Origin of the sequence: Bifidobacterium vespertilionis (genome assembly GCF_008698145.1) — a bacterium.
In the GTDB taxonomy this organism is placed as follows: Bacteria; Actinomycetota; Actinomycetes; order Actinomycetales; family Bifidobacteriaceae; genus Bifidobacterium; species Bifidobacterium vespertilionis.
The window spans coordinates 88056-113316 of record NZ_RZNZ01000006.1 but is presented as its reverse complement, the minus strand read 5'-3'; the positions used below and the strand labels follow the sequence as shown (position 1 = coordinate 113316).

15 protein-coding genes, 1 tRNA gene and 1 other RNA gene are annotated in these 25261 nt (G+C 66.2%); 14 read left to right on the top strand and 3 right to left on the bottom strand.

The genetic code is table 11. From position 1 onward, the window contains the following. Positions 1–149 precede the first annotated feature (149 nt). A complete protein-coding gene (gene leuA, locus EMO90_RS05655) occupies positions 150–2060 on the top strand; it encodes a 2-isopropylmalate synthase (RefSeq protein ID WP_150354393.1) in 1911 nt (636 codons plus the stop codon). Between the two features lie 397 nt (positions 2061–2457). Here leuA and EMO90_RS05650 read toward each other — a convergent pair whose 3' ends face one another. Continuing rightward, positions 2458–4995, bottom strand: a complete 2538-nt coding sequence (locus EMO90_RS05650) for a transglycosylase domain-containing protein (protein ID WP_150354392.1) — start codon at positions 4993–4995, stop codon at positions 2458–2460. Between the two features lie 323 nt (positions 4996–5318). Between EMO90_RS05650 and EMO90_RS05645 the strand changes: the two genes are divergently transcribed. Next, a complete protein-coding gene (locus EMO90_RS05645; protein ID WP_150354391.1) occupies positions 5319–6461 on the top strand; it encodes an inositol-3-phosphate synthase in 1143 nt (380 codons plus the stop codon). Between the two features lie 390 nt (positions 6462–6851). After that, a complete protein-coding gene (locus EMO90_RS05640) occupies positions 6852–8159 on the top strand; it encodes an MFS transporter (RefSeq protein ID WP_190972042.1) in 1308 nt (435 codons plus the stop codon). Between the two features lie 751 nt (positions 8160–8910). On the opposite strand, the gene glf is transcribed toward EMO90_RS05640, so the two are convergent. Next, positions 8911–10071 (bottom strand): UDP-galactopyranose mutase, encoded by a 1161-nt coding sequence (glf, locus tag EMO90_RS05635; protein ID WP_150354389.1) that lies wholly within the window; start codon positions 10069–10071, stop codon positions 8911–8913. Positions 10072–10570: 499 nt separating this feature from the next. On the opposite strand from glf, the gene ffs reads away from it, so the two are divergent. The 6 genes from ffs (at position 10571) to EMO90_RS05605 (ending at position 18679) form a co-directional block, all read left to right on the top strand. After that, positions 10571–10667, top strand: an RNA gene (gene ffs, locus EMO90_RS05630) — signal recognition particle sRNA small type. Positions 10668–10749: 82 nt separating this feature from the next. Further along, positions 10750–11895, top strand: coding sequence for a phosphatase PAP2 family protein (locus tag EMO90_RS05625; RefSeq protein WP_223849786.1), 1146 nt, complete (start codon positions 10750–10752; stop codon positions 11893–11895). A 174-nt stretch (positions 11896–12069) separates the two neighbouring features. Then, positions 12070–15003 (top strand): type I DNA topoisomerase, encoded by a 2934-nt coding sequence (topA, locus tag EMO90_RS05620; protein WP_150354388.1) that lies wholly within the window; start codon positions 12070–12072, stop codon positions 15001–15003. Between the two features lie 248 nt (positions 15004–15251). Beyond that, positions 15252–15935, top strand: a complete 684-nt coding sequence (gene tmk, locus EMO90_RS05615; RefSeq protein WP_150354387.1) for a dTMP kinase — start codon at positions 15252–15254, stop codon at positions 15933–15935. 41 nt (positions 15936–15976) lie between these two features. After that, complete coding sequence (locus EMO90_RS05610; RefSeq protein ID WP_150354438.1) at positions 15977–17155, top strand: DNA polymerase III subunit delta'; 1179 nt, start codon at positions 15977–15979, stop codon at positions 17153–17155. Positions 17156–17386: 231 nt separating this feature from the next. Then, positions 17387–18679, top strand: a complete 1293-nt coding sequence (locus EMO90_RS05605; protein ID WP_150354386.1) for an ATP-binding protein — start codon at positions 17387–17389, stop codon at positions 18677–18679. 36 nt (positions 18680–18715) lie between these two features. Here EMO90_RS05605 and EMO90_RS05600 read toward each other — a convergent pair whose 3' ends face one another. Then, positions 18716–18976, bottom strand: coding sequence for an HPr family phosphocarrier protein (locus EMO90_RS05600; RefSeq protein ID WP_150354385.1), 261 nt, complete (start codon positions 18974–18976; stop codon positions 18716–18718). A 145-nt stretch (positions 18977–19121) separates the two neighbouring features. On the opposite strand from EMO90_RS05600, the gene ptsP reads away from it, so the two are divergent. The 5 genes from ptsP (at position 19122) to EMO90_RS05575 (ending at position 25241) form a co-directional block, all read left to right on the top strand. Continuing rightward, positions 19122–20795, top strand: a complete 1674-nt coding sequence (gene ptsP, locus EMO90_RS05595) for a phosphoenolpyruvate--protein phosphotransferase (RefSeq protein WP_150354437.1) — start codon at positions 19122–19124, stop codon at positions 20793–20795. Between the two features lie 372 nt (positions 20796–21167). Then, a complete protein-coding gene (locus EMO90_RS05590) occupies positions 21168–21722 on the top strand; it encodes a YbhB/YbcL family Raf kinase inhibitor-like protein (RefSeq protein ID WP_150354384.1) in 555 nt (184 codons plus the stop codon). Positions 21723–21827: 105 nt separating this feature from the next. Further along, positions 21828–23417: a C69 family dipeptidase gene (locus tag EMO90_RS05585; protein ID WP_150354383.1), complete on the top strand. Its 1590-nt coding sequence runs from the start codon at positions 21828–21830 to the stop codon at positions 23415–23417. Between the two features lie 46 nt (positions 23418–23463). Next, positions 23464–24981: a formate--tetrahydrofolate ligase gene (locus EMO90_RS05580; RefSeq protein WP_150354382.1), complete on the top strand. Its 1518-nt coding sequence runs from the start codon at positions 23464–23466 to the stop codon at positions 24979–24981. 186 nt (positions 24982–25167) lie between these two features. Next, positions 25168–25241, top strand: a tRNA-Lys gene (locus EMO90_RS05575). The last annotated feature ends 20 nt before the right edge of the window (positions 25242–25261 follow it).

The window sequence follows — 25261 nt, the reverse complement described above, 5'->3', positions numbered from 1 at the left end:
ATCGCCGGCCGATATCGATATGTGGCATGGGCGCGGCGTTGGCCGGCGCAAAAGGTACGATGGGGGTCTGTTACGGATATGTAACGTAATGGCGTGCGCGCCGCACCAAGCAATACCGGCGCGCCGAATTTCCAAGCAAAGGAGGAGTAATGGGTCAGGATCAATCATCCGTGTTTGATCTCGCAGCCGTGGCCGCGGCATCCAATGGAGGGAACAACGACCCGCTGCTGCCGCCGGCGCGTTTCATCGGATCCCCGCAGAAGCCCAGCGCGATGCCGTACACCAAGTACGCCGCGTACGACAAGCAGATCCCGTTCGACTACCCGGAGCGCACGTGGCCGGAGAAGAAGATCCGCCGCGCCCCGCGCTGGTGCTCGGTCGATCTGCGCGACGGCAATCAGGCTCTTGTCAACCCCATGGATTCCGAGCGCAAGCTGCGCTTCTGGAATCTGCTGGTGTCCATGGGCTTCAAGGAGATCGAAGTTGGCTTCCCGTCCGCTTCCGAAACCGATTTCGATTTCATCCGCATGCTGATCGAGCGCGAGCTCATCCCGGACGACGTGACCATCGTCGTGCTCACCCAGTGCCGCGAGCACCTGATCCGCCGCACCTACGAGGCGCTGAAGGGCGCCAAGCGCGCGATCGTGCACTTCTACAACTCCGTGTCCGTCCTGCAGCGCGAGGTGGTCTTCCGCAAGGACAAGGAGGAGATCAAGCAGCTCGCCACGGACGCCGCCGAACTGTGCAAGCGTCTGGAGGGCGAGGCCGAGGGTATCGACCTGTACTACGAGTACTCTCCGGAGTCCTTCACCGGCACCGAACCGGAGTACGCCGTGGAGGTGTGCAATGCGGTGATCGACGTGATCAAGCCCACGCCGGAGCGCCCGATGATCATCAACCTGCCGGCCACCGTGGAGATGACCACGCCGAACGTGTTCGCCGACGAGGTGGAGTACGTCTCCAAGCATCTGGACAACCGCGAGTCCGTGGTGCTGTCCCTGCATCCGCACAACGACGAGGGCATGGGCGTGGCCGCCACCGAGCTGGGCATCCTGGCCGGCGCGGACCGCATCGAGGGCTGTCTGCTCGGCAACGGCGAGCGCACCGGCAACGTGGATCTGGTCACGCTGGGCCTCAACCTGCTCACGCAGGGCGTGGATCCGCAGATCGACTACTCCAACGTGCCGGAGATCCGCAAGACCGTGGAGTACTGCAACCAGATCAAGATCTCCGAGCGCCACCCGTACGCCGGCAACTTCGTGTTCACCGCGTTCTCCGGCTCGCATCAGGACGCCATCAAGAAGGGCTTGGAGGCCCGTCAGGTGGCCGCCGACCGCGCCGGCGCCGCGTTGGAGAACTTCGTGTGGCTCGTGCCCTACCTGCCCATCGACCCGAAGGACATCGGCCGCACCTACGAGGCGATCATCCGCGTCAACTCGCAGTCCGGCAAGGGCGGCATGGCCTACCTGCTCAAGACCAACCACAATCTGGACCTGCCCAAGCGCCTGCAGGTGGAGTTCGACAAGATCGTGCAGAAGTACGCGGACGACACCAAGAAGGAAGTCAAGGACGAGGACATCTGGCGCCTGTTCAAGGACGAGTACCTGCCCGTCGAGGAGTCCGGCGCCACCGCGGCCGGTGCCGTGGTGGGCGATGTGCGCGACGAGAGCCTCCAGCAGTGGGGCCGTCTGAAGCTGCTCAAGGTGGCCGTCAGCTCCGGCGAGGACGGTTCCGACACCGTGATCAAGGTCAAGCTGCTTGATCGCGGCGTCAACCCGGGCAAGGACGAGCCGGTCACGCGCGAGCTGTCCGGCATCGGCAATGGCCCGATCGCCGCGTTCCTCAACGCCGTGTCCAACCTGGGCATCACCGCCTCCGTCATGGACTACGTGGAGCACACCATGTCCGTGGGCACGGACGCCATGGCCGCCTCCTACGTGGAGTGCCAGGTGGGCGAGGATGCCGACAGCCGCATCATTTGGGGCGTGGGCATCGATTCGTCGATCATCACCAGCTCGCTCAAGGCGATCATTTCTGCCATCAACCGGTCGGAGCGCTGATCGGCTGCGATTACGCGAATGCGCCCCGTGGAGTCGATTCGTTCGATTCCGCGGGGCGCATTGCTATGTTCGCCGGCTCGCTGTTGTGCGGTTCGCCGGTTCGCCGGTTCGCCGGATCACCGGCTGCGCTGCCTACCGGCGAGCGAACTGGGCAGATCGGGCCTCTTCATTTGCGAACTGGGCAGATCTGGTCATCTGGAAGCCGATTTGGGGCCCTAGATGACCAGATCTGCCCAGTTCGTGCGGCGATCGTCCTGATTTGCCCAGTTTGCGCGGAGGGGATCCGATCTGCCCAGTTTGCGGTATGGGAACTGGGCAGATCGGAACTGGGGGCACAGGCTGTCGGGTCAGGCTGTCGGGTCAGGCTGTCGGGTCAGTAGGCCGTATGCTGGACCAGCTACTTGCTTTGCGAGCTGTTGCCCGAGCTGGACCCGTTTTCCGAGTTCGATCCGTTGCCGTTGCCCGAGCCTGACTCGGACCCGCTGTTGTTGCCTGATTCGGAGTTTGATCCGTTGTTGCTCCCGGAGTTCGATCCGTTGCCGTTGCCCGACCCGTTTTGCGAGTTGTTGCCCGAGTTGGATCCGTTGCCGTTGCCTGATTCGGACCCGCTGTTGCTGCCGGATCCATTGCCCGATCCCGTTTCGGATCCGTTGCTGGAGCCCGATCCGCTGCCGGAGCCGGACCCCGACGTTCCCGTATGCGTGCCGGATCCGGAGCCGGACGTCGAGCCGTTGCTGGAGCCCGAGGAGCTGGTGGCCCCGGTGGTGGGCTCGGCGGTGGCGGTCGACTGGCCGTCCGCGCCGGTGGATCCGGTGCCGTCGGTCCCGGTGCTGCTGCCGGTGCTTGGCTTGGAGGAGGTGTACCGGCGGCCGGTGCCCCAAGTGCCGTCCTGCCCGCCGACCTTGCCGTTGTCCGTCGCCTCGGGGAACTCCTCGTCGGCCACGCCCTTGAGCGCCTGCGTCAGATAGGTCTTCATCAGCGTGACCGGATAGCCCATGCCGTAGGAGTAGCCCTTGATCTTGGGCATCACCTGCGCGGAGCCGTCCTGGCCGGGGTTCCACAGGGCGATCGTGGTCACCATCGACGGCGTGAAGGCGATGAAGCTCACGGCCTTGGCGTCGTTCGCGGTGCCCGACTTGCCGGCGATCGTCTTGCCGATCGAGCTCAGCGTCTTGCCGGTGCCGGATTCCACCACGCCCGTGAGCGCCTTGTCCAGCAGGGCCACGTTGTTGGCGTCGAACACCTGCTCGGTGGAGGTGGGCGCCTTGTAGTGGTTCTCGTTGTTGGCATCGAGCACCTGCGAGACGATGTGCAGGGTGCTCTTGGCGCCGCCGTTGGCGAAGGTGGAGTAGGCCTGGGTCATGTCCTTGACGGTCAGCGCGTCGTTGCCGAGCACGGTGTAGGCCGCGCCGGATCCCTCGGTGGTGATGTTGCCGGTGACGCCGGCCTTCTTGGCCGTGTCCGCGATCTGCGCCGCGCCGAAGGTGCTGCCGAGGTGCTGGGCCATGTCCATGTACACGGTGTTCACCGAGTTGGCGGTGGCGGTGTACAGGTCGATGTAGCCGTAGCTCTTGCCTTCGGAGTTGGTCATCGCCGTGCCGAGGCCGTCGAATTCGCGCGGCGAGTTGCCGTTGAACACCGTGTCGAGGCTGGTGCCCTGTTCGATCGCGGTGAGCAGTGCGAACGGCTTCATGGTGGAGCCCACCTCGTAGTACGCCTGCGTGGCGTTGTTGAGCTGATGGCTCAGGTAGTCCTCGCCGCCGTAGATGGCCAGGATCGACCCGTCCTTCGGATTGACGCTCATCGCGCCCGCCTGCACGCCGTCGGGCATGTTGTTGGCCGTGGGGCTGGCGGACTGGTAGAGCAGATCCTGCTTGTCCTTCTGGATGGTGGTGACGATCTTGTAGCCGCCCGTGTCCAGATCGTCCTCGGTGAACGTGCCGGAGGAGGTGAGCTCGTCGCGCACCATGCGCAGGATGTAGCCGTTCGTGCCGCCGTACACGTTCTGCTGCTTGTTCTCCACGGTGGTGGGCATCTTCGCGTTGGCCTTGTCGTCGGCGGTGATGTAGCCGTCCTCGGACATGATCTCGAGCACGCGGTTGAAGCGCTGTTCGGCCATGGCGGCGTTCTTGGCCGGATCCCATGCGCTGGGGGCGGGGATGATGCCGGCGAGCATCGCAGCCTCGTCCAGCGTGAGGTCCTTGGCGTCCTTGTTGAAGTAGGCCTCGGCGGCCGCCTCGATGCCGTACGCGCCACGACCAAGATATATCGTGTTCATGTAGTTGCATAGGACGGTGTCCTTGCTTTCGGACTGCGCGATCTTGGTGGCCATGATCGCCTCGCGCAGCTTGCCCAGATACGTGGTGGTTTCGCCCATGTAGTAGCGCTCGGCGTACTGCTGGGTGATCGTGGAGCCGCCCTGGCGGGTGCCCTTGGTCACGTTGTTGATGAGCGCGCGGGCGATGCCCTTGAGATCGATGCCGCGGTCCGTGTAGAACGTGCGGTTCTCGGAGGCGACGATCGCCTGGCCCACATAGGAGGGTAGCGCCTCGCAGCTGATGATCTGGCGGTTCTGCGTGGCGTAGGAGCCGACCTCGGTGGTGCCGTCGGCGAAGTACACGGTGGTCTTCTGCGCCATCGCGAACTTCTCCGGCTCCGGGATCTCCGTGGTGATGTACAGGTAGGCGAATGCGCCGATGCCGAGCGCCAGGCAGGCGCCGATGATGCCGGCGAACCACTTGAGGAACAGGTGGCGCTTGGGGCCGCCCCTGCCGCGCTTCGGCTGGCCCTTGCCATGCTGGGCGCGCTGCCGGAGGTTCTTCGGGCCCGCGTTGCGACGGCGGGCGTTGCTGGTGCGGCTTGACGCCGAACGGCCCGAGCCGGCGCCGCGCGTCGCGCTCTGGGCGAAATTGACGGTTCTGCTCACATTGGTCATGGGTACCTACCGTAATGGCGAGTGCTGAAAAGCGGCCGGCGGGCGGGGAAACGTCCATAGGTTTCGTACGTTTTGTTCGTCGGCGGCGAAGGCGGTGCGCGTGGGCTGGCGTGCATGGGCAGTGTGCAGGACCGGTCTGGTCCTAGCGGTTCGTGCTGCTCCGTGCTGCTCCGTGCGGCGCGACGATTATGCGACAACATGTCGTCCAATGTCGCAATTGCCCGCGGTTGCACCGGTTTTGCAGCCATCGCCCATCCATTGTTGAGCCGATGGCGCTAAACTGACCGATTGGAACGAAATCCGCTTACCCAAGGAGTGTCTGTATGAGCATCCGCGTTGCTATCGCCGGCGTGGGCAACTGCGCCTCGTCGCTGGTGCAGGGAATCGAGTACTACAAGGACGCCAAGGACGACGCCAAGATCCCCGGCATCATGCACGCCAACTTCGGTGGCTACCGCATTCGCGACGTCGAGTTCGTGACCGCGTTCGACGTCGATGCCGCCAAGGTGGGCACCGATCTGTCCGAGGCCATCTTCGCCTCCCAGAACAACACCTACAAGTTCTGCGACGTGCCGAACCTGGGCGTGGAGGTGCTGCGCGGCCCCACCGGCGACGGTCTGGGCAAGTACTACCGCGAGATGATCACCGAGTCCGACGCCGAGCCCGTGGATGTGGCCGCCGTGCTGAAGGAGAAGAAGGTCGATGTCCTGATCTCCTACCTGCCCGTGGGTTCCGAGCAGGCGGACAAGGCCTACGCGCAGGCCGCGATCGACGCCGGTTGCGGCTTCGTCAACTGCCTGCCCGTGTTCATCGCGTCCGACCCCGAGTGGGCGCAGAAGTTCCGCGACGCCAAGCTGCCGATCGTGGGCGACGACATCAAGAGCCAGGTGGGCGCCACGATCACCCACCGCGTCATGGCCCGCCTGTTCGAGGACCGCGGCGTGCGTCTGGACCGCACCTACCAGCTCAACGTGGGCGGTGACATGGACTTCATGAACATGCTCGAGCGCTCCCGCCTCGAATCCAAGAAGATCTCCAAGACCCGCGCGGTCACCTCCGTGGTCCCGCACGACATGGATCCGAAGAACGTGCACATCGGCCCGTCCGACTACGTGGCATGGCTCAACGACCGCAAGTTCGCGTTCGTCCGCCTGGAGGGCACCACGTTCGGCGATGTGCCGCTGAACCTCGAATACAAGCTCGAGGTGTGGGACTCCCCGAACTCCGCCGGCGTGGTGATCGACGCCCTGCGCGCCTGCAAGATCGCGATGGATCGCGGTCTGGGCGGCCCGGTGCTGTCCGCCTCCGCCTACTTCATGAAGTCCCCGGCCGTGCAGCATGAGGACAATGAGGCCAAGGCGCTCGTGGAGCAGTTCATCACCGGCGAGTCCGAGGGCACCGAGGCCCAGCTCGACGCCGATGTGGCCGCCGCCAAGGCCGCCGGCAAGGACGTCTGGCACGCCTGATCCCGGGCCGTTTGGCCGATTGAGCGCTGATCGCAAGCTCCCCTTCGGGGGAGCTTTTTTGTTGGCCGATGAGTTGGCCCCGTCGTCCTGGGCGAGCGCGACCCGCCCTCCGTCATCCTGAGCAATCGCAGTCTAATTCCGTCATCCTGAGCGAAGCCCGATAGGGCGGAGTCGAAGGATCCTTAGCTTTTTCGCATTGCGGCTTTGCGCGGAATGTCGAAGGATCCTTCGCTTTGCTCAGGATGACGGAGGCGGCCACTGCTGCCTCCAGGATGGAGGGACGATGGGCGATGCTCGACTCCGCGCGTGTCGAAATCGGGGAGGGCTATTATCGCAATTAAAGCGATATATCGCGTAAGATATCGCGGTATGCCGAAGGAAGGAATCGCCATGAAGTCCAGCAAATCCAATGAATCCGCCCGGTCGCAGAGCTCTCCGTGGTCCAATCGCAACTATCGCGTTTGGTTCGCCGCGGACACCTCGCTGCTGATCGGCGTGACGATCGGCGCGTTCGCGTTCAGTCTGCTGGGCTACACCGTGAGCCATGACGTGGCCATCGCCGGCTTCGCGGCCACCGCGTACTCGCTGGTGCGCGGCGGGGCCACGCTGATCGGCGGCATGATCATCGACCGCTTCGATCGCAGGAAGCTCATGATCGTGGGCGGCCTCGCCTCCTTCGTGGTGCTGGCCGGCATGATCGGTGCGTGGACGACCGGCCTCATGACCGTGCCCGTGCTGTTCGTCTTCGCGGCCCTGCGCGGACTCACCTCCGGTCTGTTCTCCGGCGTGACGGACACCGTGCTGCCGCAGATCGTCTCCGGCGGCCAGCTCACGCAGGCCTATGCCGCCAATGAGACGCGCGATGCCGTGGCCAATATGCTCTCCAGTCCGCTGTCCGGATGGCTGTACGCGTTCGGGCCGGACATCCCGTTCATGGTGAGTGCGGTCATGTATGCGGTGATGGTGGCCTGCGCGCCGTTCATCAAGGCCGATTTGCGCCCGGAGGCCGGGCGCGCAGATGATGACCGCACCGAGGAGGAGAAGGCCCAAGCCGCCTCCCATGCGGACAAGTCGCTGACGGCCGCGCTGCGCTGGTACATCCAATGGCCCGCTGCCACCGTGCTGATGCTGCTGGTCGTGCTGGTCAACTTTTCGCTCAATCTGGGCTCCACCGTGGCGTTGCTGCACCAGCAGGCCATCTCCACGCCGGCGTGGACCATCGGCATGATCAGCACGTTCAATGGCATGGGCATGCTGATCGGATCCCTGTTCACCGAGCCCCTGACCAAGCGGTTCCGCGGCGGGCGCGTGGTGCAGATCGGCTTGGCGCCGGCGCCGGTGGCCTTTGTGGGCATGACGCTGACGGACAACCCGTGGATCATCGCCGTATGCTGCGGCGTGGGTTCGCTGCTGCTCATCCCGTGCAATGCGGTGCTCGGCGCGTACACGGAGCTGATCATGCCGAACGACATGCGCGGTCGCATCAACGCGGTGTCCGATCTGTTCGCGATGGTCTTCGGCTCGCTCGCCGCGGCGGTGTCCGGCGTGCTGCTCAAGGGGCTGGGCTATACCCTCGCCATGGGCATCGCCACAGCACTGGTGGCGCTGACGCTGGCCATGACGATATGCTCCAAGGCCATTTCGGGCATTCCGTTCCGCGGCGAGTTCGACGCCATCCGGCCGTTCCCGCTGAGGTAGCTTTCGCCGTCATCGTCATCCTGAGCCCGGAAGTCCCGCCCTCCGTCATCCCAGAAAGTCCTTCTCGTCATCCTGAGCGAAGCGGAGGATCCTTAACTTCCCGCCCGGATTAAGGATCCTCCGACTTCGCCCTTCGGCTTGCGCTCGGGGGCAAACCTCTCTCCGGAAGGTGGACCGGCGTGTGACCGGGGGTGCGTGACCGGGTGTGTGACATGGCGTGCCCATTCCCGGTCACAGTGATTTCAAAATGGCTTTATTCCAACGATTCCGGCACCCCGTGACCGGGCGTGCCCACACCGTGTCACGCACCCGGTCACACCGCACGCCGTGTCACTCTCCCGGTCACACGCCGGGTCGCGCCCCCGGTCACGTCGGATCCCGGAACCGGCCCGATCTGCCTGGTTGGCGCCCGGTATGCGCCCGATCTGCCCAGTTCTCGCCCGATTGCGCCGCAAACTGGGCGGATCCTGCCGTCTGGAGGCCGAAAACCGGTCGCAGAATACCGGATCTGCCCAGTTTGCGAATCCAGCGTCCCGATTTGCCCAGTTTGTGGGTGGTCCACCGCAGGCGGCACTTCATCCTGAGCGTCCCTCCCGTCATCCTGAGCGGAGCGTAGCGGAGTCGAAGGATCCTTAATATTCTGCGCATAGTTACAAGCAACCTTGTGTGCGCGGCCAAAGGATCCTTCGACTCGCCCTGACGGGCTCGCTCAGGATGACGGCGAGGGGACCCTCCATAGGGCCCCTCGCCGTCACTTGGCCAGCAACGGGGCGACCTGCTCCTCGTAGGCGGTCAGGGCGGTGTCGATCACATTGTGCATGTCGTAGTACTTGTACGTGCCCAGGCGTCCGCCGAACACCACCTTCGGCTCCGCGGCGGCCTTGGCCTCGTACTGCGCGTACAGGGCCTTGTCCTCGGCGGTGTTGACCGGGTAGTACGGCTCGTCGCCGCGCTCGGCGAAGCGGGAGTACTCCTCCCACACCACGGTTTTGTTGGGGTTCTGGGAATCCCTGCGCTCGGGGTTGAAGTTCTTGAACTCGATGGCGCGGGTGTAGGGCACCTCGGCGTCGGAGAAGTTCATGACCGGGCAGCCAAAGTGGTCACCCTCGTCGTAACGGACCTCCTTGAAGTCCACCGTGCGCCATTTGAGATCGCCCAGCTCGTAGTCGAAGTAGCGGTCCACCGGGCCGGTGTAGACCACGGGGACCTTGCCCACGAGGGCTTTCTTATTCAGGGGCTGGGACTCGTCGAAGAAGTCGACGCCCAGGGTCACGTGGATGCGCGGGTCGTCGATCATGCGCTCCATCCACTTGGTGTAGCCGTCCTTGGGCAGGCCCTCCCATGTGTCCTTGAAGTAGCGGTTGTCGTAGTTGAATCGCACTGGCAGGCGCTTGATGATGCTGGCGGGCAGCTCGGCCGGATCGGTCTGCCACTGCTTGCCGGTGTAGTTCTTGATGAACGCCTCGTACAGCGGGCGGCCGATGAGCTGGATGCCCTTGTCGTTGAGGTTGGCCGGATCGGTGCCAGCGAGCTCGCCGGCCTGCTCGGCGATGAGCTTCTGGGCCTCGGCGGGCGTGTAGTGCGCGTGGAAGAACTGGTTGATGGTCCCCAGGTTGATGGGCAGGGGGTAGACCTCGCCGTCGTGGGTGGCGTAGACGCGGTGGACGTAGTTCGTGAACTCGGTGAAGCGGTTCACGTAGTCCCACACGCGCTTGTTGGAGGTGTGGAAGAGGTGGGCGCCGTACTGGTGGATCTCCGCGCCGGTCTCCTCGTCCATGTAGCTGTAGGCGTTGCCGCCGATGTGCTTGCGCACGTCGATGATCTCGACCTTGGCGCCGGTGTGCTCGACCGCCTGCTGCGCGATGGTCAGGCCGAACAGACCCGCTCCCACAATCACCAGATCCGCGTCCATGTGGTGTCCTTCCGTTTCGATCAGACAAAATGTTCGGTTCCATCGTACTCAAGGGGGCTGAGTCGGGGCGGGGGATCGGGTCTTCGGCCACGCAAGCCGGCCCGATCAGTGCCAGAGTGAGCGGATCGGATGCGGTGGGCCTGCGGTTGGGCTCGATTGGCCACGATTGGGCTTGTCTGCCATCGGATTTGCTCATTCTGTGCCGTGGCGGAGTCAGAGTGAGCGGATTGAGTGTGGTGGGGGTCTGATTTGGCCTGTCAGTCATCGGATTTGCTCATTCTGGGTCGTAGAGGTGCCAGAGTGAGCAGATTGAGTGTGGCGGGGCCGTCGAATGCCGCTGAATGCCGTCGAATGCCGTGGCGCGCATCGGATTTGTTCATTCTGTGCGGCCATGCAGTGCGGCCATGCCGTGCGACCATGCAGTGCGACCATGCAGTGCGACCATGCCGTGCGGCGGGCAAGGTGCGACCCGCCGATGGCTAGGATTGGTGTATACTAGCCAGAGCCTCCACGTGGCGTTACGTCACCCAACTCCCCCAGGGCAGGAATGCAGCAAGGGTAAGTGGCCTCTTGCGGGTACGTGGGGGTTTTCTTATGCTTGGGTTTTTATGCTTGGTTTTTGTGTGATTTCGGCATCGTCGCCCGCCGGTTGGCCACGGCACGGCTACTCTCGTACGTATGACCGACGAACAATCCACTGATTTCCAGCCAAATGGCAAGCTTTCCGACACGTCCGACGGCGGTCCGGACGGCCGTCGGCCCGTGTTCGTCCCGCTCGAGTGGCCCGCGGCGCCTGTCGCTCCGGCGCCGGCGCCCCCGCTGGCCCACGAGTCCCGGACGCCCGACGAACCCGAGGATCTGGCCTCGACCATCCGCGATATCGACCCGCTCACCTTCCGTCCGCGCGTGTCCAGTGTGGTGATGTGCGTGCTGTTCGGCGTGTCGCTCGTCGCCGCATCGGTGGGCGTGTGGTGGTTCGCGGTGCGCACGGTGGCCGGCCAGCAGCTCGACGACATGGTGCTGGGCGCGTTCCACGACACCGTGCCCGGATGGATGACGTCCCTGACCGGATTCGGCGCGGTCGTCAGTTCCTCGGCCTTCATGATCGGCATGGCCGTGGCGATGGGCCTGGGCGGTCTTGCGATCGACGCGCTACGCAAACGGTGGTGGGGGATCGGGCAGGTGGCGGCCTTCGCGGTGGTGGCGTACGCGGCGGCCCGTCTGCTCAAAGAGTTCCTGCCGCGCGAGACGCTGGTTCGCACGGTGATCACCGAATCGGGCGCCCCGCTGACGAACACCGCCCCCTCCGGCCATGCGGCCCTGACGATCGCCGCCGCGCTGGTGCTGGTGTGCGCGGTGCCGCGCGCGGCCCGTGCGGTGACGGTTCTGCTGGCCGGCTCGTGGTCGGTGCTGGTGTCCTTGCTGCTGGTGGCGAACGGCTGGCACAGGCCCAGCGACATCGTCATGGCGTATCTGCTGGTGTCCGGCCTGGCGCTGGTCGCGCTCGCTTTCACCCGCCGCGACGGCATGGACGAGCCGGGCACGCGCGTCAGCTCGGTGAGCGTGCAGATCGTGTGCAGCGTGCTCGTGACCGCCGGCGTGGTGGCCTGCCTGTACGTGGCCTACGTGGTCTGGCAGTTCGCCCCGTCGCTCGACGTGGGACCCGAGTGGATGATCGCCCCGGCCGTCGCGGCCTCGAAGGTGGCATTCGCCGGGGTGGCGGCCCTGACGTTCGGGCTGGTGCTGACGATGCGCCAGCTCACCGCGGCCCCCCTGAGCAAGGTGGGTCTGGTGGGCGCCCCGCCCGCCCCGCCCAAGGCCTGAAACCGGGCTGAAGCCGGCCTGAAACCGGGCCGGAGACTCGGCCGGAGGAGGGCCGGTGGCATTGCCGGGGCGTCGCCGTTACGGCCGCGTGTCATCGTTGCCCACACGATGTGGGTATGATGGCGTCACGAACGCGTGGTTGGAACGTGATAAAGGAGTATTAAGGAGAAGGCAATGGCTACCGGCACCAAGAGCACGAAGCTCGTCATCGTGGAGTCGCCCACCAAGGCCCGGAAGATCGGCGGATATCTGGGCAGTGGGTACACCGTGATGGCGTCGGTCGGCCACATCCGCGACCTCGCCCAGCCCAGCCAGGTGCCCGCGGCCTCCAAGGCCAAGTTCGGCAAGTTCGGCGTGGACATCGAGGACGGCTTCAAGCCCTATTACATCGTGGACGGCGACAAGAAGAAGACGGTCGCCGAGCTTAAGAGCGCGCTGAAGGACGCCGACGAGCTCTACCTCGCAACCGATGAGGATCGCGAGGGCGAGGCGATCGCGTGGCACCTGGTCCAGACCCTGAAGCCCAAGGTGCCGGTCAAGCGCATGGTGTTCCACGAGATCACCCCGGAGGCGATCAAGGCCTCGCTGACCCAGACGCGCGACGTGGACGATCATATGGTGGATGCGCAGGAGACCCGCCGCGTGCTCGATCGTTTGTACGGCTACGAGCTGTCCCCGGTGCTGTGGCGCAAGGTGGGACCGGGACTGTCCGCCGGCCGCGTCCAGTCGGTCGCCACGCGCCTGATCGTGGAGCGCGAGCGCGAGCGCATGGCCTTTGTGCGCGCGCCCTACTGGGATGTGACCGCTATGCTGGTCGCCGGAGCCTCCGGTGCCGGAACCGACGAGGCCGATGCCTTCGAGGCCCGCATGGTCTCCCTGGGCGGTGAGCGTCTGGCCGTCTCCAAGGACTTCGGACCGGATGGGCTGCCCACGCCGGACGCGCGCAAGGACCATGCGCGTCTGCTGGATGAGGCCGGCGCCCACGCCGTGGCGGATCTGCTGAAGGACGCCCCCTTCACCGTGATGTCGATGGACACCAAGCCGTACCGCCGTCGCCCGCAGCCGCCGTTCACCACGTCCACGCTGCAGCAGACCGCCGGCAACCGTCTGGGCTTCAGCTCGCGCCAGACCATGCGCGCGGCCCAGGGCCTGTACGAGAACGGCTACATCACCTACATGCGTACCGATTCGGTGACCCTCTCCCAGGAGGCCATCGCCGCCGCGCGCGCCTCCGTGACCGCGCATTTCGGCCAGACGTTCCTCTCCGAGGCGCCCAAGCAGTACGCCACCAAGACCGCCGGCGCGCAGGAGGCCCACGAGTGCATCCGCCCGGCCGGCGCCAGCTTCCGCGACCCGGACGAGATCGCCACCAAGGTGCCCGCCGACCAGCTCAAGCTGTACACGCTCATCTGGCAGCGCACGCTCGCCTCGCAGATGGCCGACGCCACCGGATCGACCGCCACCGTGCGCCTGAGCGCCCCGGCCGGCCCCGATTTCGGCGAGGCCGTGTTCCAGGCGTCCGGCACCGTGATCGAATTCCCCGGCTTCATGAAGGCCACCGGCGAGCGCGGGGCCGGCGCGGCCGGATCGGGCTCCGGGCAGGCCAAGGGCAAGGATGGCAAGGAGAAGGGCGCCGATGCGAACGCCTCCCTGCCGGTCATGGCCACCGGCGATGTGCTGCGCGCCACCGGCGTGGAGGCGGAGGGCCACGAGACCCAGCCGCCGGCCCGCTACACCGAGGCCTCGCTGGTCAAGACGCTGGAGGCCAAGGAGATCGGCCGCCCGTCCACCTACGCCTCGATCATCTCCACGATCATCGACCGTGGCTACGTGTACGAACGCGGCCGCGCGCTCATCCCCAGCTGGCTTGCCTTCGCGGTGACCAAGCTGCTGGAGACCAAGTTCCCCAAGTACGTGGATTACCAGTTCACGGCGGACATGGAGAACGGGCTGGATCAGATCGCCCACGGCAAGGAGACAGGCAAGGAGTGGCTCACCCGCTTCTACTTCGGCTCCGGCGAGGGCGCGGCGCAGAACGCCGACGAGGCGCACGCCGGCCTGCAGCAGCAGGTCGCGCAGCTGGGCGAGATCGACGCCCGTGCCATCAACACCATCGAGATCGGCGACGGGCTGCACGTGCGCGTGGGCCGCTATGGCCCGTACCTTGAGGACACGAACCAACTGGACGCCGAAGGCACCCCGAAGCGCGCGCAGCTGCCGGACACGCTGGCCCCGGACGAGCTGACCGTGGAGGTGGCCCGCGATCTGATCGAGCATCATTCCGGCGGCCCGCGCGAACTGGGCAAGGATCCGGTCACCGGTGGCACCGTGGAGGTGCGCAACGGCCGCTTCGGTCCGTATGTGGCGCTGGTTCCGCCCGAGGCCGCTGAGGATGTCGCCGGAACCGGGACCGCTGGGGCCGCCTCCTCCGCCTCAGCCGCCAAGACGACCAGGAGGAAGGCCGCCGCGCCCAAGCCCAAGATGGCGTCGCTGTTCAAGACCATGAACCCCGAATCGCTCACGCTGGAGGATGCGCTGAGGCTGCTCAGCCTGCCGCGCACGGTGGGCACGCTGGAGGAGACCAACGCGGAAACCGGCGAGATCACGACGTTCACCGTGGAGGCCAGCAACGGCCGCTATGGCCCGTACCTGACCAAGACCGGTCCCGATGGCAAGTCCGAGACCCGTTCGCTCGCCTCCGAGGACGATATCTTCACGGTGGATTTGGCCGCCGCCAAGGCGCTGTTCGACCAGCCCAAGTACGGTCGTGGCCGCGGCCGGGGCACCGCCAAGCCGCCGCTGCGCGAGCTGGGCCCGGATCCGGACACCGGCAAGAACGTGACGATCAAGGACGGTTTCTACGGCGCGTACATCACGGACGGCGAGACGAACCGCACGCTGCCCAAGCAGTACACGCCCGAGTCGATCGAACCGGCAGAGGCGTTCAGGCTGTTGGCGGAGAAGCGCGCCGCGGGCCCCACCAAGCGCCGCACGCGCAAGACGGCCGCCTCGTCCAAGTCGGCCACCAAGACGACCAAGACCGCATCGAAGACCGGTGCGGCCAGGAAGACCACCACGCGCAGGACTGCCGCCAAGAAGGACGAGTAGTCTTCGCCCGGAACCGTCACGCGGCGCGGATTGCGCGTCACGGGGAGCGGATGGCGTCACGTGGCGCGATCGCTCCCGGTGACTGGGGTGCAAAAACGGCTTGATTCCAAGGATTTTGCGGGTGCGTCACACGGTGCGCCCGCGCCCGGTGACGCACTTCGCGCCGCGTGACGCATGCTCGTAGCGAGATCGGGGAGGATTGCGGGGCCCTCCGAGAGGAACCGGACATATTGACTAGGGTGGTGACCATGGCTGGAGTTTTCATTTCGTTCGAGGGCGTGGACGGCGTGGGCAAGACCACGCAGGTCAAGCATCTGCGCGCATACGCCCGTTCGCTGGGGCATGACGTCACGGTGACCCGCGAGCCCGGCGGAACCGCGCTGGGACGTACGATCCGCCGGCTGCTGCTGCATGGCGTGGACGATCCGCTGTGCCCGAACGCGGGCGATGCCGGGGAAGGCGCCGCCGCGCAGGCCGCGGACATCGCCCCGCGCGCCGAGGCCCTGCTGTTCGCGGCCGATCGCGCGCAGCACGTGGCCGAACTGATCCGCCCGGCGCTGGACCGCGGCGAAGTGGTGATCACCGACCGCTACATCGACTCCTCCCTGGCGTATCAGGCCGGCGGGCGCGAACTGACCACGGCCGAGATCCGCACGCTGAGCATGTGGGCCACGGGCGGCCTGCTGCCGGTGCGCACGTACCTGCTGGATATGGATCCCGCGCAGTCGCATCGGAGGATCAAACGATCGGCCGATCGCATGGAGTCGGCCGGCGACGGCTTCCAGTCGCGCACGCGGCAGGCGTTTCTGGATCTGGCCGCCGCCGAGCCGGACCGGTTCCGCGTGATCGACGCGGCCCGCCCGGTCACCGCGGTGTGGGAGGAGATCCGCGCCGACGTGGCCCCTCTGCTGGAGACCGGGGAGCGATCGTGAGCGCCGCCGCAGGATCCGCGCCCACGTCTCCGACAGCGCCCATGTTTCCGGCAGGCCAGACATCACCGGCCGCGCAGGGCGTCTGGGCGGACATCGTGGGGCAGAAGCCCACGGTGGATATGCTTTCCCGCTTGGCCGCCGGCGACCCGAGGCAGCTCGCCCAGTCGTGGCTGATCTGCGGGCCTCCCGGATCGGGCCGATCGAACATGGCCCGCGCCTTCGCCGCCGCGCTCGAATGCCCGGATCATGGCTGCGGGCGGTGCGATGCTTGCCGTCATATCCTGGCCGGCACGCATCCGGACGTGACGGTTCTGGCCACCGACCGCGTGACGATCGGCATCGATCAGGTGCGCGATCTCATCGCCACCTCCGAGCAGACCCCGTCCACCGCCCCGTGGCGCGTGATCATCGTGGAGGATGTGGACCGCATGCTCGAGCGCACCACCAACGTGCTGCTCAAGGAGATCGAGGAGCCCAGCGAGCATACGATCTGGATGCTGTGCGCACCGAGCGCGCAGGACGTGCTGCCCACCATCCGGTCGCGTTGCCGGATCGTGAATCTGGCCGTGCCGTCGAACGCCGCGGTGGCGGATTTCCTCACGCGATCGGCCGGCGTGGAGCCGAAGATCGCCCAGCGCGCGGCGCGGCTCGCGGAGGGGCACATCGGCGTGGCGAAGCTGTACGCCACGCAGGATCAGGTCATGGCCGACCGCGACGAGCTGATCGTGGGCGTGCTGAACCTCGCCAAGGCATCCGACGCCGTGCTGCTGGCGGGCCGCCTCATCGACGACGCCAACGCGCAGGCGCAGCGCGACGTGGAGGCGCGCGTCGCCGCGGAGGAGTCCGATTTCCGCCGCATCAACGGTCTTGCGGAGAAGGACCGCATCCCGCCGGCCCTGCGCGGCGCGTTCAATGCGATCGGCAAGAAGGACGAAGTCCGCAGGCGCGCCACCCGCCGCAGCCGCGATGTGCTGGACCGCGCCCTCAATTCCGTGGCCAGCGTCTACCGCGATGTGGCCGTGCTGCAGAATAACGCCGAGGACGCCGTGGGCCTCATCAATCTGGAGAACCGCGCGGCGATCACCGAGCTGTCGGTGAGGCTGGACCGCGCCGGTGCCGTGCGTCGGCTCGAGGAGATCGGCACCGCCCGTCGCCGTTTGTTCGGCAACGGCAATCCCACGCTGGTGTTCGAGGCCCTGTTCTGCGCGCTGATCCCGTGACTTTCCCTGATCCCCGGCTGGCTTCCGGCTGATCCTTGGTCGGTTCCCGGCCGCGCGCCGGACGGTTTTGCCGCGGTCCGCCGGGTGGCGGTCCAAATGAGGAAGTGAAATCAGTCCAAATGGGGAACCAAAAACGGTCCAAATTGGGAAGTGAAAACGGTCCAAATGAGGAAGTAGAATCGGTCCAAATGAGGAAGTGAAAACGGTCCAAATGAGGAAACGGGGGGTGCTGTGGCTGTTGGACAAGGTGGGCGGTATCTGCCGCGCGTATACGACGGCTTGTTGCGCAAGCGGCTTGCGGCCAAGGGCGCGGTTCTGGTTGAGGGGCCGAAATGGTGCGGCAAGACCACGACGTGTGAGCAGGTGGCCGCGAGCGTGCTGTATATGGCTGACCCGGCGGCGCGGGCCCAGAATCTGCTGTTTGCCGAGACCCAGCCGGCGTTCCTTCTGGATGGACCCACGCCGCGTCTGATCGATGAATGGCAGCTCGCCCCGCAGCTGTGGGATGCGGTCCGGTTCGAGGTGGACAGGCGTGGCGTGTTCGGCCAGTTCCTGCTGACCGGTTCGAGCGTGCCTCCGAATCTGAATCGACTGTCCCACACCGGTACCGGACGGATCGCCAGAATGCGGATGCGCCCGATGAGCCTGTTCGAATCGGGCGATTCCACGGGGGCCATATCATTGGACGCCCTGTTCGGCGGGGAGACGCCGAGCCCAGCCCATGCGGACATGACGATCGATCGACTGGCGTTCCTGCTGTGCAGGGGAGGTTGGCCGGGGGCCGTTGAAGTGAAACGTGAGGAGATCGCTCTGCGTCAGGCGATCGATTACGTGGATGCCGTGGTCGAATCCGACATCTCGCGCGTGGACGATGTGGAGCGCGACCCCCATCTGGCCCGGCGTCTGCTGCGTTCCTACGCGCGTATGGAATCCTCGCAGACGTCGGTGGCCCAGATCACGGCCGACGTATCCGCGAATGACGAATCCGGTCCAAGTGCCAAGACCGTGCAGATGTATCTGCGGGCGCTGGAGAAGATCTTCGTCATTGAGGATCTGCCGGCGTGGAATCCGAATCTGCGGTCGAAGACGGCCATTCGCACGGCTGAGACCCGGCATTTCGTGGATCCTTCGATCGCGGCGGCCGCGCTTGGCGTGAATCCGAAGGGTGCGCTGCGCGATCTGGAGACCTTCGGCCTGCTGTTCGAGGGCATGTGCGTGCGCGATCTACGCGTGTATGCGGATGCGCTGGACGGCGAAGTGTTCCACTACCGGGACAAGACCGGTCTGGAGTGCGACGCCGTGATCCATCTGCGCGATGGCAGATACGGGCTGGTCGAAGTCAAGCTTGGAGGCGATCGGCTTATTGACGAGGGTGCCGCGAATCTGCGCAAACTGGCCGATCGCATTGATGCCGAACGGATGGGTGGCCCGAGTTTTCTCATGGTGCTCACCGGAGTCGGATCGTATAGCTATGTCCGGCCGGATGGCGTGGTCGTCGCCGCGCTGTCCACGCTGCGGCCGTGAAACAGCCGCACGCGGGGCGATGGGATGGGAACGGAGTTATTCCGCTGCGGTGAGTGCGGCGATCAGGGCGTCGGCGACGTGTTCGGCGTCGTTTCCCTTCACGGTGAGCCTCACCTCATCGCCCTGCCGGATGTCCAGCGCCATGACGGACAGGATCGAATCGGCGGGCGCCGGATCGCCGTCGCCCTTGGCGATGGTGACGGTGCAGCCGGAGTCCAGCGCGGCCTGTGCGAGCCGGGCCGCCGGACGGGCGTGGATGCCGGAGGGGTCGGTGATGGCGATGGTGCGGGTGGCCATGTGGAATAAGTCCTTTGCGTCTGCGATGCATGCGTCGTGCGACCGTTGCGCCGGTCGTTCGCCCAGCAGTATAGCGTGGTGGGTGACAAGGCGGTCGGTCGTCTGATCGGTTGCGCTGGCAAGCGTCCATGAAAGGAGCGGCGTGATGGACATCAGGGGTGTTGGCATCGGCCGCGGCATCGCGATCGGTCCGGTCCTGCGCATGGCGGCTCCGCTGGAGGAGCCCGCCGATGCGCCGCGTCCCGCAGGCGTGTCCGCGAAGTTCGAGATCGACCGCGTCGCCAAGTCGATGGCCGCCGTGAACGCCGACCTCAACCGCAGGGCCGCGGAGGCCGCCAGACTGGCCCGCTCCGGCGACGAGGGCGCCAAGCAGGCCGCCCCGATTCTGCAGGCCATCTCCATGTTCGCCTCCGACCCGTCGCTGGCGGCGAGCATCGGCGCTTTGATCGACTCCGGCAAGACCGCCGAGCGCGCGGTGCTGGAGGGTTTCGGCGCCGTGGAGAACACCTTCCGCGCCATCGGCGGCTATCAGGCCGAGCGCGCGGCCGACCTGCACGACGTGGGCCAGCGCGTCATCGCTGACCTGCGCGGCGTGCCCGCCCCGGGCGTGCCGGCCAGCGAGACCCCGTTCGTCCTTGTGGCCGAGGATCTGTCCCCTGCGGACATCGCCGCGCTGGACATGCGCAAGATCCTCGCCATCGTCACCTCGCAGGGCGGCCCCACCTCGCACACCGCCATTCTGGCCCGCGCGCGCGGCATCGTCGCGGTGGTTTGCGCGCCCGAGGCCGCGGGCCTGACCGACGGCGAGAACGTGATCGTCAACGCGGCCACCGGCGTCGTCACCTCCGAACCGAGCGTCGAGGACATCGCCGCGGCGCAGACCGCCCGCGCCCGCGCCGCCAAGGCCAGGGAGCTGCGCGGCAAGCCGGGCGCGCTCAAGGACGGCACCCGCATCCCGCTGCTGGCCAATGTGGGCAAGCCGGAGGACGCCGTACTGGCGCTCGAGCATGGCGCGGAGGGCGTGGGCCTGTTCCGCTCCGAATTCCTGTTCATCGGCAACGCCGAGCCGCCGAGCGTGGAGGAGCAGACCAAGGCGTACGCCGATCTGCTGTCCCGTTTCCCGGGCAGGAAGGTCGTGATCCGCATGCTGGACGCCGGCGCGGACAAGCCCCTGCCGTTCCTCACCCCGGAGGACGAGCCGAACCCGGCTCTGGGCCTGCGCGGCCTGCGCACACTGAGGGCCCATAGGAACGTTCTCGAGGACCAGCTGCGCGCACTCGCCGCCGCCGACGCCCAGACGCACGCCGACCTGTGGGTCATGGCCCCGATGGTCGCCGACGAGCGCGAGGCGGAGTACTTTGTCCGCCTCGGCAAGAGCTTCGGTCTGAAGAAGGTGGGCGTGATGGCCGAGGTGCCGTCCATCGCCCTCATGGCGGACAAGGTGGCGCAGGTGGCCGACTTCGTGTCCATCGGCACCAACGACCTGACCCAGTACATGCTGGCCGCCGACCGCACGCTCGGCTCGGTCGCGGGCTACCAGACCGCATGGCATCCGGCCGTGCTGCGAGCCATCAAGATGATCGCCGACGCCGGCAGGGACAACAACATGCCGGTGGGCGTGTGCGGTGAGGCCGCGGCCGATCCGGATCTGGCCGTCGTGCTGGTGGGCCTTGGCGCCGACTCGCTGTCCATGACCCCGGCGGCTCTGGACGATGTGCGCGTCGAGCTGGCCAACTGGACGCTGACCGAAGCCCGCGCGAAGGCCGAGAAGGCCCTCAACGGGGACTTCTACTACCCGGCTCCCTTTCCGTCATCCTGAGCGAAGCGGAGCTGAGTCGAAGGATCCTTCGTCACTTCACCCAAGTCAACCCGTGCAGAAGGTTAAGGATCCTTCGGCTACGCCCTAGCGTCCGGCTGCGCCGGACCGTCGCCGCCTTGGCGGCGGCTCCCTTCGCCTACGGACAGCCCACCGGGCTGTCCGCTTCACGGCTCAGTGCTCAGGATGACGTTGATATTGGTTAGACGGGAAAAGACCCATACCGTCATCCTGAGCGAAGTCGAAGGATCCTTCGTCATTTCGCACAAGGTCATTGGTGTGGGAGTGTTAAGGATCCTTCGGCTACGCTACGCTTCGCTCAGGATGACAAGAGGGTGCAAACCCCCGGACCCGGGCCACTCCTATACTGGACTCATGAGGATTTCAGCTGATTTCACCGTCGTTCCCGACGACTTCGCCAAGGCGGCGGCCCCCGAATACCGCGTCGACGGCATCCCGGTCGTGTCCTTCCCCTTCTACATCGACGAGATCAAGCCCGGCGCGCGCTATCTGCACTGGGAGTTCGTGGACCCCGATTCCATCCCGGTGTGCGGCTTCGAGTGGATCCACTGGTCGGTGGCGAACCTGCCGATCGACGCGCTCATGTACGACTTCAACGACTCGCACGCCCTCGCCATCCCGCCGGACTTTTCCCGCCAGCTGCCCGCGATGATCCCCGAGGCCGTGCAGGGCCGCAACTCCTCGGCGTCGAAGTTCCTGGGCCGTGCCTCCGATCCGGCCGTGACCATGCGGTACAACGGACCGCAGCCGCCGGACAAGGACCACGAGTACTACCTGCAGGTGTGGGCCACCGAAAAGCCGCTGCCGGGCCTCAACCAGGGCTTCTGGCTCAACGAGCTGCTCCATGCGCTGCGCGGCTGCGGCGAGGCGCCGGATTCGGACGGCATCTTCCTGACCGGCAGGGCGTAGGGGCTTCGGGGCCGGCCATCCGGGCCCGGCCCATCGCATACCCGCCATCCGCCCGGCGTACAACAGACTTCACTCATAACGGAACAGAAAGGAAGCATACAAACCATGGCCTGCACCACCATTCTGGTCGGCAAGGACGCGAGCTACGACGGCTCCACGATCATCGCCCGCAACGAGGACTCCCCGAACGGCGAGTTCAACCCCAAGCGCTTCATCGTCGTCAAGCCGGACGAGCAGCCGCGCCACTACCGCTCCGTCCTCTCCCACGTGGAGCTGGACCTGCCGGACGATCCGCTGCAGTACACCGCCGTGCCGAACGCGGACACCAAGATGGGCATCTGGGGCGAAGCCGGCGTGAACGAGGCCAACGTGGCCATGAGCGCCACCGAAACCCTCACCACCAACGAGCGCGTGCTCGGCGCCGATCCGTTCGTGGAGCGCGTGCCCGCCAAGGGCCGCGAGGGCGAGGACGGCTACGAGCCTGAGATCCCCGGCGGCATCGGCGAGGAGGACTTCCTGACCATCGTGCTGCCGTACGTGAAGACCGCGCGCGAGGGCGTGGCCCGTCTGGGCGCCCTGCTCGAGGAATACGGCACCTACGAGATGAACGGCGTCGCCTTCTCCGATTCCGAGGAGATCTGGTGGCTCGAGACCGTGGGCGGCCACCACTGGATCGCCAAGCGCGTGCCGGACGAGGCCTACGTGACCATGCCGAACCAGCTGGGCATCGACGAGTTCGATCTTGAGGACGCCCTGGGCGATCAGGAGGACCACATGTGCTCCGCCGACCTCGCCGAGTTCATCGAGGCCAACCATCTCGATCTGGCCGTCGAATCGACCACGCCGTTCAACCCGCGCGACGCCTTCGGCTCCCACTCCGATTCCGACCACGTGTACAACACGCCGCGCGCGTGGGTCATGCAGCGCTTCCTCAACCCGTACGACGAGGTCTGGGACGGCGACGACGCGGATCATCGCCCCATGAGCGACGACATTCCGTGGGCCCGCCAGCCCGAGCGCAAGGTGACGATCGAGGACGTCAAGTACGTGCTGAGCTCCCACTACCAGGGCACCCCGTACGACCCGTACGGCCAGCTGGGCGACGAGCGCACCCGCCACATGTTCCGCCCGATCGGCATCAACCGCCAGAGCCAGCTGTCCGTGATGCAGATCCGCCCCTACCGCCCGCAGGCCAGTCGAGCCATCCAGTGGCTCGCGTACGGATCCAACCCGTTCAACACGCTCGTGCCGTTCTTCCCGAACGTGGACTCCACCCCGAAGTACCTCGAGGACACCACCACGCGCGTCACCACCGAGAACTTCTACTGGGCCAACCGCGTGATCGCCGCCCTGTGCGACGGTGCGTTCCGTTCCACCGGCAACGCCGTGGAGCGATATCAGGAGAAGACCGGTGCGATGGGCCACCGCCTCGTGGCCGCCACCGACGAGCAGGTGGCGCGTCTGGATGCCGTGGCACCCGAATTCGACGCGGACAACGCGGACGGCGACGTGGATCCGATGGATCCGGACGAGATCGTGGCCGCCACGCGCAACGCGGAGGTGCGCGAGATCCTCGCCGCCGCCAACCAGACCATGGCCGACCAGCTCAAGGAGGAGACCGAAAAGCTCCTCGACTCCGTGCTCTACACGCGCAGCATGGAGATGAAGAACGGCTTCCACATGTCCGACTTCTGATCGGCCCATCAGCGTACGACATCGAACGAAAGGAACACCAAGCCATATGACCACCATTCAGGACTTCACCACCCAGTACGGCCTCGTCGGCAAGATCGACGCGTTCGGCTACCTCGACTGGCTCAAGGCCAACCCCGAGGCGCCGCGCAAGCACGGCAGGGTCGTGCTCGTCACCGCCGACACACCGCTCAAGGCGAGCCGCGGCGAGGGCAAGACCACCACCACGATCGCCCTGATCGACGCGCTCAACAAGCGCGGCATCGACGCGGCCGCCGTGCTGCGCCAGCCGAGCATGGGCATCACCGCGGCCGGCTCCAAGGGCGGCGCGTCCGGCGGCGGCAAGGCGTCGCTCACCCACCCCGAGGTCATCGACTGGGGCCTGACCGGCGAGATGGCCGCCATCGCCGCCGCGCAGAACCTGCTCGTCTCCTTCGCGGAGAAGGCCGTGGACGACGGCAAGCTGGACACCATCCTCGTGCCGCGCGTCTCCGAGGTCCCCTCCCGCTCCCTGCGCTCCATCGCCGTGGACTACGGCAAGGGCAACGTGGCGGAGAAGGTCGTGCTCACGCCGACTTCCGAGCTCATGCAGATCGTGTGCCTGTCGCGCTCGATGGACGAGATCGGTCGCCGCGTGGCCGCCATGACCGCCGGCACGCTCGAGGGCAAGCCGGTCACGTTCGGCGAGTTCGTGGACCTGTGGCGCATCACCAACATCCTCGGCGACGCGGTCAAGCCGGCCGTGACCGAGACCGTCAACGGCTCGCCCGTGTACGTGCACGGCGGCCCGTTCGCCAACGTGTCGATCGGCATCCCGACGCTCGTCTCGGTGGAAATGGCATGCGCGCTGCACGATGTGGTGATCGTCGAGGCCGGCTACGGCGCGGACGCGGGCGCTCAGAAGTGGCTCGACATCGCCGCGCGCGAGTACGGCGCCCAGTGGCCCGCCGCCGCGGTCGTGGTGACCCGCGCGTCCACCTGGCGCGACGATCTGGCACTGGCGTGGCGCTACCCGTTCCACGTGCAGCGTCTGGAGAACTTCGATATCCCCACCTTCCCGCTGGTCAACCTGTGGGAGGGCGAGGACGATCAGGTGGAGTCCCTGCGCGCCACCGCCAAGGAGCTGGAATTCCGCGATCCGATCATCGGCAATCTGTACCGCGACGGCGGCGAGGCGCTGGCCCCGCAGCTCGACGGCTTCGTGGAGGCGATCACCGGCGCGCCCGCCGCGCCGCAGTTCCACAGCCGCAAGGGCATGAACCTGCTGGAGAAGGTGCGTTGGATCGCGGACAACGCGTACGGCGTGCCCTCCGATCGCGTGGTGCTCAAGAACGGCTTCGCGGAGTCCCTGGCGGAAGCCACCAAGCTGTGCGCGGACGAGGGCATCTCCCTCGATGACCTGGCTGTGGTGGCCGTGAAGTCGCCGGCCACCATGACCGATGACGACCGCGCGCCGGAGAACGAGCGCACGGTGACGCTGAAGAAGGTCGAGGTGCGCACGGGCGCCGGTCTGGTGCACGTGAACCTCACTTCCTCGCTCACCACGCCGATGCCGAAGATTGTGTGAGCGCGTGTGGGCGCGCTGACGCAGATTGCATCTGATCGCGCTCGCCGATGACTGATCGCAGCCCCCGAACCATCCGATTCGGGGGCTGCGATCGTTGAAAACCGTTGAAAAACATCGGTGTGTCGCGGAATTTGCGTTTTTGGCAATCCTGAGTATATTTATCTCTTGGCTCAAGTACTGACCAACGCCCCTGTAGCTCAGTTGGTTAGAGCAGCTGACTCTTAATCAGCGTGTCCAGGGTTCGAATCCCTGCGGGGGCACAGACAAGGCACCGACTCCG

What these genes read in the sequence shown, in the direction of transcription:
- leuA (WP_150354393.1), top strand. Translation starts at nt 150, where the DNA reads ATGGGTCAGGATCAATCATCCGTGTTTGATCTCGCAGCCGTGGCCGCG.
- EMO90_RS05650 (WP_150354392.1), bottom strand. Translation starts at nt 4,995, where the DNA reads ATGACCAATGTGAGCAGAACCGTCAATTTCGCCCAGAGCGCGACGCGC.
- EMO90_RS05645 (WP_150354391.1), top strand. Translation starts at nt 5,319, where the DNA reads ATGAGCATCCGCGTTGCTATCGCCGGCGTGGGCAACTGCGCCTCGTCG.
- EMO90_RS05640 (WP_190972042.1), top strand. Translation starts at nt 6,852, where the DNA reads ATGAAGTCCAGCAAATCCAATGAATCCGCCCGGTCGCAGAGCTCTCCG.
- glf (WP_150354389.1), bottom strand. Translation starts at nt 10,071, where the DNA reads ATGGACGCGGATCTGGTGATTGTGGGAGCGGGTCTGTTCGGCCTGACC.
- EMO90_RS05625 (WP_223849786.1), top strand. Translation starts at nt 10,750, where the DNA reads ATGACCGACGAACAATCCACTGATTTCCAGCCAAATGGCAAGCTTTCC.
- topA (WP_150354388.1), top strand. Translation starts at nt 12,070, where the DNA reads ATGGCTACCGGCACCAAGAGCACGAAGCTCGTCATCGTGGAGTCGCCC.
- tmk (WP_150354387.1), top strand. Translation starts at nt 15,252, where the DNA reads ATGGCTGGAGTTTTCATTTCGTTCGAGGGCGTGGACGGCGTGGGCAAG.
- EMO90_RS05610 (WP_150354438.1), top strand. Translation starts at nt 15,977, where the DNA reads ATGTTTCCGGCAGGCCAGACATCACCGGCCGCGCAGGGCGTCTGGGCG.
- EMO90_RS05600 (WP_150354385.1), bottom strand. Translation starts at nt 18,976, where the DNA reads ATGGCCACCCGCACCATCGCCATCACCGACCCCTCCGGCATCCACGCC.
- ptsP (WP_150354437.1), top strand. Translation starts at nt 19,122, where the DNA reads ATGGACATCAGGGGTGTTGGCATCGGCCGCGGCATCGCGATCGGTCCG.
- EMO90_RS05590 (WP_150354384.1), top strand. Translation starts at nt 21,168, where the DNA reads ATGAGGATTTCAGCTGATTTCACCGTCGTTCCCGACGACTTCGCCAAG.
- EMO90_RS05585 (WP_150354383.1), top strand. Translation starts at nt 21,828, where the DNA reads ATGGCCTGCACCACCATTCTGGTCGGCAAGGACGCGAGCTACGACGGC.
- EMO90_RS05580 (WP_150354382.1), top strand. Translation starts at nt 23,464, where the DNA reads ATGACCACCATTCAGGACTTCACCACCCAGTACGGCCTCGTCGGCAAG.